We start from the raw sequence: 13,301 nt of genomic DNA on the forward strand, positions 1-13,301 counted from the left end.
TCGGATTTGTCGACAGTCTGATACCCCTCATTAGTGAGGGGTATATTTTTAATTAGCTTCTTAATTTAATGGATAATTCCAACATAAAGTAGTTATTCCTTCTTCAACCTGCTTTGTTAGCACAATTATCTTTTCTATTTAGTATTACATTTAAAATAGCCAATATTACCACTACAATAAATAAAGGTGCTACCACTAATTTTGAGATAAGTTCTGGAAAGGGCATTTTCATTAATTTGTCATCCACATTTTCTCCCCCTAACTTAAGTCTAATATTAGCATAATTATCTAATTCCTTGTTCAACTAAACTGCTTACGTTAGTTAAATAAGAAATAGGCTGTTGCAACAGAGCGATTTAATGGTTGTTGTTAAGCAACATTAGTTTACCTAATCATACTGCTATAGCTACTTCAGTCGAAGAATTCACCGAAGGTGCCTACCTTATTACCGACAAATCTACAAGGTTCAGTTTTGAGATCTCCTTGTTCAAAAAGTAAAAATGCAACTTCAATTCGTAATTATTGCTACCCTTGTCTATAATAAAAGGCAACTCTATATAAAGTAGAGCTGCCTGAAAGAATTGATATTTTTTATAGTCTTTATTTTTTTAAATGATAAGGAACAGTCGTGATAATAACATTTCTTCGAAACAGTAAGTAGGCCCGAATCAGTAAACTTGATTGATTATGCAGAATATTGTGCCAACCTTTCTTTGTAATAAATTGTGGGATGATTACTGTGACTCGGTAATTCGATTCACTAGCTTTATGTTCAATAGTATCAACAAATTTGGTAAGGGGATTAATGATACTTCTGTAATGCGAATGCAGCGTCACCAGTCTTACATCTGGTTGCCACTTCTTCCATTTTTCTTCAAAGTTTTTCTCGTCATCTCTTTCAAAGGAGACATAGACTGCAATAATTTGATCTTGAGAAAGTGATTTTGCATAGTTGATCGAATTCGCTACCACATTAGTCATGCCAGCAACAGGAACTATTAGTACATTTCCTTCAATTGGCATCAATGGTTCACAAGTTGTGAGGCTAAGCTGGGCACCGACTGCTTCATAATGCTTTCTAATTCGGTAGAAAACAAAAAGAATAATTGGTAAAAAAACTAATACCGACCATACTTGAGTGAATTTAGTTAAAAAGAACATCATTGTGACAATAAAGCTAATAATGGCCCCTATTGTATTAATTATTAGTTTTGGAAGCCACCCCTGAGGCTTCTCGCGAATCCATTTAACGATCATTCCGGTTTGGGACAAGGTAAATGGAATAAACACACCAACAGCATAAAGAGGAATTAGATGCTCTGTTTCTGCCTGAAAAGCAATAATTAAAATGATTGAAGTGATTGCAAGTATGATAATGCCATTTGAGTATCCCAATCGGTCTCCTCTAACAAGAAACATCCTTGGAATAAACTTATCTTTTGCAAGATTAACTGCCAGCAATGGGAAAGCAGAATAACCAGTATTTGCAGCAAGGATTAAAATTAATGCTGTAGTACCTTGAATAAAAAAGTACATGAAATTCCGTCCGAATGTCTCCTCAGCAATCTGTGATACAACGGTTACCTCTGCGCTTGGCGTAATCCCATAATAGTAGGCTAAATAAATAATTCCTGAAAATAATATGGCAAGTAATGCGCCCATTATCATTAACGTTTTAGAAGCATTATTAGGTGCGGGATCTTTGAAGTTAGGAATTGCATTGGATATAGCTTCAACCCCAGTTAAGGCGGAACTTCCCGAGGCAAACGCCCTTAAAAGAATAAACAAACTGATTCCGGTAACAGGTGTACCAATTGGGGGATGTAATTCAGGCGAAACTCCTCCTGTTAGAATATTATAAATTCCCACACCAATTAATATGAACAACGCTAATACGAACAAGTACACGGGGTAGGCTAAAATTGATGCGGACTCCGTTACTCCTCTTAAATTTAAAATTGTAATTAAAATGACGAATACTATGGCAATTTCGACATTAAATTTATGTAAGGTCGGAAAGGCAGATGTTATAGCGTCAGTACCAGCAGACACACTTACAGCAACAGTTAGTATGTAGTCTACCAATAGAGAGCCTCCAGCTATTAAGCCAGGATTTACACCTAAGTTATTTTTTGAAACCACATATGCTCCCCCACCGTGAGGATACGCGAAGATGATTTGCCTATAAGACAAGATAAGAGCTGTTAAAAGTATTAATACACCAACTGCGATAGGAATTGAATACCAAAATGCAGCTGCACCAACTGTAACTAAAACTATCAGTATTTGTTCAGGACCATATGCCACCGATGATAGAGCATCAGATGAAAGGATAGCTAATGCTTTCGTTTTGTTAAGTTTCTGTTCTCCTAATTCATTGGATTTCAAAGGTCGTCCAATTAAAAACCTTTTTAAGGCTGAAATCATAATTACTCACCACCCAATAGTGTTAATAAGTTTTATATTACCCTTTAAACAGTAATTTCCACAAAAAGAGCAATATTTTTACATAAATAAAAAAAATGCCTACAAGTCATAGTAAATAGACCTGTAGACACGTCATTTTTCTTGTGTCACAAGCTCCACCTTCCTTCTCATTTAACGCTTACGAGGTTAGCTGGCGGATTCGGACCTTTGAGTAGCCCTACCTTGAAAGGATTCACCCCATGGATTAAATAACAACCCACAAAAATGGTTCCCCCGTACCATATGGTTTCAGCGACTTAAGAATTTGAAACTGTGATTATATTACTCCTGTAAATAGCAAAAGTAAATGAAATTTATGTAAAAAGATTAAAACTTTAGGACAGTGGTAATGTTAGTAATATAGATATTATTTCAACCTCGTAGAATATTTTAAAATTCCACACAGAAATGAGGAATTATATGTTCAAAGAAAATAGTCCCTTTTTATCTGATGACTTTTTAGATGAATTAGCTAAAGAAATTAACAAACAATTTGGAGTTCCTACAAATGAACAATATGTAGAGCCTACCAACAATGATATTGATTAAATTGGCACGCTAAGACGGTATAACTTAAATATTGAATCTATAAACCGCATTGAAGCGTTTTTTTTGTTGTCCTCTGCTTACTGACCGTTAGCTGAAGAAAAAAGCTGCTTCGATGGCAGCTGGATTTTCAACATAAGCACCCGTCAGCTTAACAAGCACCAGCTCTTTAATTGCACTCTTCCTTGAACCCTCAGGGGGGGACTTTTGTAGTTTGTATGTATTTAATATTCACGGATCAAATATAAAGGATAAAACCTAATCGCTCATTGATTTGCTTAATGAGAAAATTTGAGGTGCATAATGAAGAAACCAAAGATGCTATTAATATTACTGTTTGTTCTACCCTGGCTTTCATTCCCTATATTAGGTCGGAGAACAATAATTAGATTTTTACCCGCTACTATTTTTATTAGTGTCATCTCAAAAATATTATACACGATAGGTAAAAAACGTAGGTGGTGGTTGTTTTATACAAAAGTAAATCCTAAAATAAGTGGTGACACTGCATTTGTATTTGGTCCTTTCTTTCTTTCAGCACTCTGGATTCTTAAATTGACATACAGTAGATTTCCTTTGTATCTAATTACAAATATCCGTTCATATATTATTTGATGTTTGGGGATTAAAATTTTTAAAACGAACACGAATAGCTACGTTAGTCAGAATAAATCCATTCCAGCATTTTTTGTTCCTTCAATTTAGAGCCTTGCTTTTATATAGCTTTCAATTATTGTTTGAGAAAATAAGAAAATATAAAAACCCTTTATTGAATAAAATCAGTCAATAAGGGTCTTTTTTTTGCCACCTTCTTCTTCAACTATCCCGTTACTTTAATAAGCTATCGGAACTAAAAAGGCATAGGTTCCATTTTTCAACAACAAATATGTTTTACGCATTATTTTCTACTTTTGAAAATAGAAAATTGTTTTAGCTATAATGGAGGTAAAAAGTAAAGGAATGCATAAAATGAAAGATCAGATTGATGAATTAACGTTATTATTATTATTACATTTAACATCTTTTACAGAAGATTATGGATTGAGTGAGGCTCAGAGAAGTTGGAAAGGTTATCCTTTTGAGTCACTAAATTAATTAACCGAGAATGATTTAATTCGTGGCAGCAATCAATCAAAATCAGTGTATCTAACAGAAAAAGGAATCGAACAATCCAAGAAACTGATGAAGAAATATAATATAGAAGAACAATAAGGAATCTCTTATTCCCTTTATCCTTCGTAAAAAGACCCGCGTTGTATATTAAGCAGGTCTTGAACTCTAGCACCCTTTAGTGGAAAGAGCCCTTACCTTTAAGTGAAATTCGATCAAATCCTCAGGATAAACCGAGTGTTTTTTTGTAAATAATAAGATTGTTAAATAATAAAATGCGGAGGAATTCTATGCAACAGGAACAAGCTAAAGAGAATGTGGGTTCTATTATGAGACCAGAATTTGCCGGAACTGATGCACAAAAAGTAAAACAAGAAATTCAAAAAGATGTAAGCCAAGGACAAGGTGCAATGACTTCCCGAGAGGCAGGAGCAATGCAAGATTAAAAAACCACTCTGAGTGGTTTTTTATTTTTCCTTCACTCTTTCACCCGTGTTTACTTTAATTGAATTAACTGGTCAAACCGTTCAGCTATGTTTCAATAAAATAAAATTTTTATGCAGCTCCCTTTCATTAATTGATATCCTGATTGCTAAGTCACTAGTTCGTAAAACAAAATCTTTGACACCTATAAATTCAGATTCAGCAATCAAATAGAATTGTGTTCCCTTTTTTATTCCATTAAAATTATTCTTTAGCTTATATACCTTCATTATCTTACCTAGCTACTCCCCATCATCTTTATTAAATCTGACATATAAACAGTTGTATTACTTTTATAAGTCTGCCAGCATTTACAAAAATTCCAGTTATGGATCTTCTTAAATCCACATTGGATTATTCAAGAAACTTTAATCACCTACTGCTATTATTGTCTTATCGTTTAATTTCTCCGTATAGGGCACCTAAAATATCTGCTTGCACACTTTTATCCATACAAGACCACCTTTTTCCTTACTAGGTATTCTCTACATTATATCAAATCTTTTCAGCTAACCTGCTCCTTTGGTTATTTACAAAAAGAGCCACCCGATTGGTAGCCCTGATTTTCAAGTAAACGCCCCCGTTAGCTTAAGTCCAATGATTCACAATTAAAAAAGCTGCCCCAATATAAAGTGGGACAGCCTTGTTTTGTATAATTAAATTTCGAGTTTCCTTGTACCAATCCATTTCACCATTTCAGGATCTGTATCAGGAATGCCTTGTGCTTGTTCAGCTTGTTTACGGACAAGGTGCAGCAGGATGTGGACATGGATCTGAACATCACTGTGGATTATGGGGCTGATGATGAATGAAAATCCGATTACCTTGTTACTTCCGTTAACTTGCCAATTATTGGGCAAGTAACGGAAGCTTCTCCCGAGGCTCCATATCTCGCTCTTAAGCTCGAATTTACGCCTAATGAAATTTTAGAAGTTTTAGGAGAGTTTCAAATAGGTGTGAGTAAAAAAGAAAATACTAAAAGAGGTATGTATGTTAACCTGATAGAGTTATCTCTATTGGACGCGGTAGCCAGATTTGTTCGCTTACTTGACTATCCTGAAGATATCCCAATACTTGCTCCTCTTATCAAAAAGGGAATCATCTATAGGGTTCTACAAGGACGGCATGGTGCTGCACTGGGGCAAATTGCAGTAGAAGGAAGTTCTACCTATCAAATCAGTGACGCCATCGAACATATCATGAATAATTATGATCGAGCTATTCGGGTGGAGGAGCTTGCGGAAATAGCGAATATGGGTGTTTCTTCGCTTCATAGAATTTTTAAAGAGGTTACCGCGATGAGCCCTATACAGTTCCAAAAACAACTGAGACTGCAGGAAGCACGGCATTTATTATTAACTGAGGCAGCAGGTGCAGATGATGTTGCCTTCCGGGTAGGTTATGAGAGTCCATCGCAATTCAGCCGTGAATAATCCCGACTATTTGGTTTACCACCTAAAGAGGATATAAAACTCCTGAAGGAATCCTATGACCAAAGGATAAACGCATAAATAAACCAAGGAGCAGCGGCCTTAGACCACTGCTCCTTGGTTTATTTATTGCCAATTTACATTCCCCACCATGATGGTTACTGAGTAGAGATCGATTCGACTAATGGAACCCTTTTCACCTGCCCTTTTTTTTCAAATAATAAAGACTCCTTTTTATTTCCTTTTCTACTTTTTGAAAAAACGTCTCCAAACCCTTATTAGCTCCACCCTCTAATACTCGCTGACCTGCCAAAGCGAGGGCACCTGTTACCTGTGCTTCAGCTTTACAGTTTAGTTGGGTCGTCCCTTGTTGATCATTAAAATAAAGTTCAGCTTTACCGGAAATTTCTACGATATTACCAGTTCCAATTACTTGTAATTGAAGGATGGAGGATGGCTTCTTCTCATGGAGTCGAATCTCAAGGACAAAGTGATCTTGAATGGGGCCCATTTTTATCTCCACTTCAGCTTGGTATACACCTCTGGTCACTTCTGAAAAAGACTTACAACCAGGGAGTGAGTTCCGTAGCACCTTATCATCCTTGATATATTTCCAAACAATGTTCCTTGGCAGCCCGAATGTGTATTCGTACTCGAATTTCACTGTTCCCCCTCCAATTGACCACATAAATTACAATCAATTATATGTATTCAATTGGAGGGGGAATGGTTAAAAGGAACTGAATATGCTGTTTAAGGAACAGATACCTGCTCTTTATTATCATTCCTTTTTTTATGATTGGCCGTCTAAGCGGTATGAAGGACAAATCTCGCAGCAAAAACTATAAATTTGTCTTTCACAACTATCACGATGAAGAATTCAATTCTGATTCTCCTATTTGTAGTAAAAAAAACCTACTTCCACTGGGAAATAGGGTCTTACTCTTTTCAGATATTTTATTGTTAGAGAAGCTGCTGCGCAACAATATAACCTGATCCTCCATTCACGCCATGTCCAGGCCAGGTTGCGGCACCGAGCATATACACATTTGGAATAGCTGTCTGATGACCCGGCTGCCCTGGTAATGGTCTAAAAAGATAGCTTTGCGCCAAATCGTGCGCCCCGCCGTAGGGATCCCCCGGTCCTGCGTTCGGGTTAAACCTGGCAATCGTATCTGGGGTGACGACATATTTTCCAATCACCGCACTTGGGATGTTTGGTATATGCTTACTCACCACATTTAGCACGCGTTCTGTGAACCGCTCGGTTAAATCATGTGTCCATGTACCATCTCCGACATCGATAAGGTTAGCCGCATCCCTACGTGGACGGATGGGCACTTCCAGCACTTGAATGCGCATGATTGCTTTTCCTTCCGGTGCTCTCGTTGGATCGAGGTTGGTAGAACAATCGACCGTAAAGGTAGGATTGGACGGAAGCAGATTGGCCGCCCCTTGGGCAATCGCTAGAGTAAATCCGTCCAGTCCATCTGTTAGATGCGGCTGCCCGACACGGTTAAACCGTTTATCTGGCCAGTTTGGCGGCTCACTTAGTGCTAGATGAATTTGGACGCAGCCACGGCCATATCGGTACTGTTTCGCTTGTGCCCGAAGTGGTGGTGAAATCTCCGTATCGGCCAAGAGCGAGAGATAGAGCTGATCAGGTGTGGTTGAGGCCACGACTGCCAGCTTAGCACGATACTTTTTCCCCTTTGAAGTTCGGACGCCAACCGCTAGACCATTCTCCACTAAGATCCGCTCAACATGAGTATGCGTAAGAATCTCGCCGCCCTGATCCTTTATCAGTTGAGATAATGCTTGAACCAGTTTCTCACTGCCGCCTTCAGGTATCGGCATCCCGCCGCCCATCAGTGCCATCACCGTCAGCGGTACCCAAATCCCGCTTCCGACTTCATCCGGCGTGCGGCCAAGGTGTGTGACCCAGGATGCCAGCATTGCCCGTGTCACTGGTGACTTTAAAGAACTGACGGTATTACGGGCGGTTGAAACTAATGAGGCAGCGAAAGGCGAATAGCCCGCCCCGCCCCCTTCGTGAAGCAAGCGCTTCAGGATCGGTGCAGCTTCAGGACTGGAGAGATCCATATTGAATAATCCAAATACATCGTTAACATATGGATTTAGCTGTTCAAACATACCGGCCAGAGCTGCGCCGTCACCGGGAGCCAGCCGTTCCGCCTCAGCGATGAGCGCTTCAAATGAACTAGGCAGGACAGCCGTTCGTCCGTCTTCCATCGAAACACCGGTCGGCAGGTCCGTATTTATGTATCGGAGCCCGCGTGCTTCTAGATCCCCTCTTAGTTCAGCGTAGACTGGTCCGGTTGTAAAGAGAGGATGTGCAGCAGCAAACACATCATGTTTAAAACCTGGCAGCGTCAGCTCTTCGGTGCGCAGAAATCCGCCAGGGCGATCATTTTTTTCTAATACTAGAACGCTGCGACCCGCCCGCGTTAAATAGGCAGCCGTAATTAAAGCATTATGGCCGCTGCCAATCATAATGACATCAAAGTTATCCATCATATCTCTCCTTTAATATGATCAAGCCATATCTACGTAAAAAGATATTCTGGAGGATGGATACTAAGTACTAAATCTAGTACATTTTTTTAAAATTTTTTATGCAGTCTCTACCTTTAGTTCCCTTTAATAGGCTAGTTTATATAAAAGTTCAGTTAATAGTTCAATCCCTGTTTCTAACTCTTCCAAACTCGTAAATTCTTTTGGTGAATGGCTGATTCCATTATGGCTAGGTACAAATAGTAAGGAAGTGGCGCAGACCGGACCAAATACTTGGGCATCATGTCCAGCACCCGAGATCATTTCTTGGTAACGGTAGTTTTTCGCCTCTGCAATTTCACTGGCCCACATACACATCTCCCCATCCATCTTAACCGGCTTTACATCCATCCACTGGGAGATGGTCACTTCCATATTTAAGTTTTCTGCGAATCGTTTAAACTCCGCGAAAATCACGTCACAATAATGGTCAATCACAGCTTCCTGATGATGTCGAATATCCAGGCTGAACTCTACCTCACCGGCGACAACATTCGGTACATTCGGTTTGACGTTTAATCTTCCAACCGTTGCGACTAATTGCGGGTCAACAACTTGCGCTTTTTCTGTTAAAAATGAAATAAAATGGGCGGCCGTGCTAACTGCATCCTTCCGATATTGCATTGGAGTCGTCCCCGCGTGGTTACTTTCTCCCTTGATTTGAACCGAATAACGGCGTTGTCCAACAATATGGGTCACAATCCCGATTTGATTCTGATTTTTCTCGAGAATCATTCCTTGTTCAATATGAATCTCCACAAACCGTTCCACATCATCCCGAACTGGAGGAGTATACTTTTCCGGATCAAACCCCGCTTGTGTCATCGCTTCTAAAAATGGAATTCCCTCTGGGTCCTTCACCTCTTTCACTCGGTCAAGGTTGTAGGCACCACTAACACTTCTCGAACCCCAAAAGGCGAGCGGAAAACGACTTCCTTCTTCTTCGCATAAAGAGACGACTTCTATCGTTTTCTTTGGGTAACCATAGGTTTGAAATAGCCTTAATACAGCGATGAAACTGGCAATGATTCCATAGGCACCATCGTATTTCCCACCATCGACTACCGTATTGATGTGAGAGCCGGTCAAGATGGTTTTCCCATTGGATTCTGAACCTGGTAATCTTCCAAATAAATTTCCGACACTGTCAAAATACGTATCTAGTTTCGATTGGTCCATTTTACTTTTTAACGCCAGCTGCGCATCGAGCCAGGATGGAGAATACAAAAGTCTTGTCACACCCTCATTCTCCGTTTTTCCAAACGAAGCAAGCCATTCAATCATTACTCCCACATGACCTTTTTCCAAAAACTTTTTGTCAACTTGAATGGCCATCTACGTCACTCCTCAAAAATAGTTATGTAATTTATGTTATGTTTCCTTTACTAAAAAAAAAGCCTATTTCCTTAAAAGAAAATAGACTCTAGAATCGATTGCACCTCTTATAAAAATTAAAACAACTTATTTATGTCATTTTCAGAAACCAATACCACTTTCCCGCGTTCGTCTTCTTTTTTAATTTCGTACAGACCATTTTTATAATCGTATATTATCTTATATACATCTCCAGCGAAAAGAACTTTGTCATTCGTGCCCATATGAAGCCCTCCCTAATATTTATATATAGATAATTTAATACAATTATCTTTGTGAGTCTCCATTTTTGTTAACTTATCTTACGTTATATTTGCTTGTAGAAAATAGACTCGATCCCAGGTGATAATAAAGGTAATACATTAAAGGTTTCGGCCACTTTATATGGACTGTAATGCTGGAGCATCACACCTCCAGAGCCAATGCGAATTTGTTTCGTTTTTACGAGAAGATGGGCTATTAATACTTCTGGAACTGATCCTGCTAATTTCTCAGCATTATGATGCTCAGATACACAAAAGCGTTGATACCCCAACTCTTCTGCCCGTTGTGATAATTCAATGGAATGGTTAAAGGCATCAAAGGCGGTTTCATTTTCAGCAATGACGCTTTGATCCAAAATGCTAAGTTTCAATCCCAAAAGGATCCCTTCCTAGGTCCATGACGCTCCCCTACACCATAGGCATCAAAGCCTAGTTTCTCTGCTAAAATTGCCTGATTCACTACATTTTGAAATTTCTGCTGAGCAGTCAGTGATACACCGGTTACCGCATTGGGTTCATTCATTATAAGGGTAAACAATGCGAATTTCACTATATTAATACCTCCAATGCACTCTTATTTTGTCTGGGTTTATCTGGCCTTTATAGTACTTTCATCACCAAAACCAATAAAAAAGACTCCTGTTAATAACAGGAGCCTTTGGTAGTCCAATCGGCTTTTACAATTATAGGTAAAACTCCAACAAAAGCAGAGCTTACATATTTTCAAAAGTACAATTTTCATTAAATTTTTTGCTGCTGAGGAGAGGTCCCATAAAACTTTAACACTAACTCTTATTTCACCTACTGGTTTACTTGGTATTAATGATACTAATTGTTGAATACACTATAAATCTTAATTAGTGTTGTTGTCAATCCATTACTTTGAATTTTTAGACAAATTTTTTTATAAATTCCCACTTGACTGATTAGTTAATTGATCTGCATCTTTATTAGTCACTAGAATAAAAAACTCGACAGTTGGCGAGCTTTCAATTGCTGTTTGTTTTTAAGAGTGGAGTTAAAAGCCTTCATTGATTCTCGGTTCATACTTATAGCTATTAAAATGAAATATTTGAACCTTAACCTTTAGATTCTTTAAGGACTCATTATCTAAATAAAAGCCAGTTGATTTTTTTAATTCCCTATATTGCTCTGGGTGTTTTCTATACCATTTTTCACCAACATTTAGTAGATCTGTATTATTTTCAACTCCTTTTTTATAAATGGAGGTAAGTTTTCTTTTTATTTCTTCTTCAGTTAATTTCTCTAATTTGGTTAGGGGAATATCTTTTATTTTTTCTACTAAATCTGCGCCACACACATAGGCTCATAATAGTCTCTTAAAAAATGCATCCATGCTCCAGGTAAAAAAGTAGAGATCAGCCTGGGATGGAGTTCCTTAGTACCTTTTCATCCTTTATATACTTCCATACAATGCTTCGTGGCAATCCGAATTTATAATCGTACTCAATTTTCAAAGTTACTCCCTCCAATTGACCACAGTTTATTATATAGCGATTCCCTTTTTACCAATTTTATAAATAATACAATCAATTATTAGTATTCAGATGGGTGATGATTGTTAATAACAGTTATATAAAAAAATGACATCGATGTAATCGATGCCACCGATAAGCAACATGCTCATCTTCAATCAGCTTTTACTATTGGTTTTATTTTTTTGGTGTTATCCATTTTCCACTAGCCTGCTCGGAACGAATGACACCCTCTTCGTAGACAACCTGTCCACGGTTGATCGTGCTCATCACTTTACATGGGAACGTATGTCCTATATAAACACTGATTTTGTTTTTAGCGAAAAAGTTATCTTCTGTAACAGTAAATGATTCGTCAACAGAAACGAGGACAATGTCTGCATCATACCCTTCAGCAATTTTCCCTTTTGATGAAAGTCCAAAGCGCTCTGCTGGGTTCAAGGCTGTCCACTCTGCAATATGTTCGAATGGTATGTTGTGTTTCAAAGCCAATTCCATCATGGAAAGGAAGGAAAATTGGCCACCGCTAATACCGCCCCATGCTTGGAAAAGGTTATAAGTAGCCGGATCTTTTAAATCGCTCGTGCATGGTGAATGGTCAGAAGAAATCATATCAAACTTCTTGTTGATGAGTAATTGAATAAGTTTTTCCTGCTCTTCTGGCATACGTAGCGGTGGAGCACATTTAGCGACCGCTCCTTTTTCACGCAAAGTATTTTGATTAAAAAGTAAATAATGTGGACATGTTTCGACTGTTACATTCATACCTTTACTCTTTGCTTCCTCAATTTTTTCAATTGCTTCTGCCGAGCTGATGTGCACAAAATGTAACGGACAGCCGGTTACTTCCGCATAATATAATGCACGTTGGACAGCCTCTGCCTCAGCCGCAATCGGTCGGGTTGCCAAATAATCGTCCGCTGATACGTGTCCTGCTTTTACTTTTTCTGCTGTAAGCCAGTCAGTAATCGGGCCGCTTTCTGAGTGAAGCGCGAGTACTTTGTTTAAACCGGCAATGATTTTCATCCCGTTTAATAATGTTATGTCATCCACATTTTCAAATTCCTTGTTCCCGGTCGTTGACAGAAACGCTTTAAATCCAATAACTCCTTCTTCAGCCAATTCCGCCAAATGATTTTCATTCCCTGGGACAAGTCCTCCCCAGAGCGCGAAATCAGTATAAGATTCTTGATTGCCTTTGTCGCTTTTAGCATATAGTGCCTCTTTATCAATAGTGGAAGGAATCCCATTCAAGGGCATATCAAAAAAAGTTGTACAACCACCTGCCGCCATCATCTGTGAGCCGGTACGGAACCCTTCCCAATATTCACGGCCAGGATCGCTAAAATGAACATGTACGTCAATCATGCCGGGAAATACATACTGGCCTGATGCATCAATAATACGTTCCGCCTCAAATGAGGACTCATCACTAATAGCTACGATTACTCCATTTTTAATGACGATATTTGTTTTTTTAACTTTATCCGGTAAAACTACTGTTCCATTTTTAATGATCATATCAAATTGTTTCAATTTTCTTCCCCCTGTTATTTGAA

Annotated in this window: 11 protein-coding genes, 4 pseudogenes and 1 riboswitch; of the genes and pseudogenes, 4 read left to right on the forward strand and 11 right to left on the reverse strand. The window is 38.6% G+C overall.

Annotation, left to right across the window (positions count from 1 at the left end; genetic code table 11):
* Positions 1 to 103: 103 nt before the first annotated feature.
* Both J7E67_RS04230 and J7E67_RS04235 read right to left on the reverse strand, forming a co-directional pair.
* The gene (locus tag J7E67_RS04230; protein ID WP_214731068.1) at positions 104 to 247 is read right to left on the reverse strand and encodes a hypothetical protein; all 144 of its coding nucleotides are present in this window, start codon (positions 245 to 247) and stop codon (positions 104 to 106) included.
* A gap of 353 nt (positions 248 to 600) precedes the next feature.
* Positions 601 to 2,427: an APC family permease gene (locus J7E67_RS04235; RefSeq protein ID WP_214731070.1), complete on the reverse strand. Its 1,827-nt coding sequence runs from the start codon at positions 2,425 to 2,427 to the stop codon at positions 601 to 603.
* Between the two features lie 159 nt (positions 2,428 to 2,586).
* A riboswitch (cyclic di-AMP (ydaO/yuaA leader) is annotated at positions 2,587 to 2,731 on the reverse strand.
* A 155-nt stretch (positions 2,732 to 2,886) separates the two neighbouring features.
* On the opposite strand from J7E67_RS04235, the gene J7E67_RS04240 reads away from it, so the two are divergent.
* The 3 genes and pseudogenes from J7E67_RS04240 to J7E67_RS04250 all read left to right on the forward strand — a co-directional run bounded on the left by J7E67_RS04240 (position 2,887) and on the right by J7E67_RS04250 (position 4,568).
* The gene (locus tag J7E67_RS04240; protein ID WP_214716740.1) at positions 2,887 to 3,015 is read left to right on the forward strand and encodes a hypothetical protein; all 129 of its coding nucleotides are present in this window, start codon (positions 2,887 to 2,889) and stop codon (positions 3,013 to 3,015) included.
* 966 nt (positions 3,016 to 3,981) lie between these two features.
* Positions 3,982 to 4,224: pseudogene (locus tag J7E67_RS32510) on the forward strand (DUF6429 family protein).
* A 188-nt stretch (positions 4,225 to 4,412) separates the two neighbouring features.
* Positions 4,413 to 4,568 (forward strand): hypothetical protein, encoded by a 156-nt coding sequence (locus tag J7E67_RS04250; protein WP_214716742.1) that lies wholly within the window; start codon positions 4,413 to 4,415, stop codon positions 4,566 to 4,568.
* Between the two features lie 693 nt (positions 4,569 to 5,261).
* Here the strand turns inward: J7E67_RS04250 and J7E67_RS04255 are convergent.
* Complete coding sequence (locus tag J7E67_RS04255; protein ID WP_214731072.1) at positions 5,262 to 5,465, reverse strand: hypothetical protein; 204 nt, start codon at positions 5,463 to 5,465, stop codon at positions 5,262 to 5,264.
* On the opposite strand from J7E67_RS04255, the pseudogene J7E67_RS04260 reads away from it, so the two are divergent.
* Positions 5,421 to 6,116, forward strand: a pseudogene (locus tag J7E67_RS04260) (AraC family transcriptional regulator); the annotation flags it as partial. The gene J7E67_RS04255 and the pseudogene J7E67_RS04260 sit on opposite strands and share 45 nt — an antisense overlap.
* A 115-nt stretch (positions 6,117 to 6,231) precedes the next feature.
* Here J7E67_RS04260 and J7E67_RS04265 read toward each other — a convergent pair.
* The 8 genes and pseudogenes from J7E67_RS04265 to J7E67_RS04300 form a co-directional block, all read right to left on the reverse strand.
* Positions 6,232 to 6,699 carry an SRPBCC family protein gene (locus J7E67_RS04265; RefSeq protein ID WP_214731074.1) on the reverse strand — a complete coding sequence of 156 codons (468 nt, stop codon included), beginning with the start codon at positions 6,697 to 6,699 and terminating at the stop codon, positions 6,232 to 6,234.
* A 299-nt stretch (positions 6,700 to 6,998) separates the two neighbouring features.
* A complete protein-coding gene (locus tag J7E67_RS04270) occupies positions 6,999 to 8,573 on the reverse strand; it encodes a phytoene desaturase family protein (protein ID WP_308161348.1) in 1,575 nt (524 codons plus the stop codon).
* Between the two features lie 123 nt (positions 8,574 to 8,696).
* Complete coding sequence (allC, locus tag J7E67_RS04275) at positions 8,697 to 9,944, reverse strand: allantoate deiminase (RefSeq protein ID WP_214731076.1); 1,248 nt, start codon at positions 9,942 to 9,944, stop codon at positions 8,697 to 8,699.
* Positions 9,945 to 10,060: 116 nt separating this feature from the next.
* On the reverse strand, positions 10,061 to 10,207 hold the full coding sequence (locus J7E67_RS04280; protein ID WP_214716748.1) for a hypothetical protein: 147 nt from the start codon (positions 10,205 to 10,207) through the stop codon (positions 10,061 to 10,063).
* Positions 10,208 to 10,320: 113 nt separating this feature from the next.
* Positions 10,321 to 10,623 (reverse strand): annotated as a pseudogene (locus tag J7E67_RS04285) (LLM class flavin-dependent oxidoreductase); the annotation flags it as partial.
* A gap of 17 nt (positions 10,624 to 10,640) precedes the next feature.
* Positions 10,641 to 10,796: pseudogene (locus J7E67_RS04290) on the reverse strand (LLM class flavin-dependent oxidoreductase); the annotation flags it as partial.
* Positions 10,797 to 11,264: 468 nt separating this feature from the next.
* Entirely contained in the window at positions 11,265 to 11,567 is a 303-nt protein-coding gene (locus tag J7E67_RS04295; protein ID WP_214731077.1) for a Ger(x)C family spore germination C-terminal domain-containing protein, read from the reverse strand.
* Positions 11,568 to 11,919: 352 nt separating this feature from the next.
* Positions 11,920 to 13,278, reverse strand: coding sequence for an allantoinase (locus J7E67_RS04300; protein WP_214731079.1), 1,359 nt, complete (start codon positions 13,276 to 13,278; stop codon positions 11,920 to 11,922).
* Between the last annotated feature and the right edge of the window lie 23 nt (positions 13,279 to 13,301).

The sequence above is a fragment of the Bacillus sp. ISL-46 genome (genome assembly GCF_018613205.1).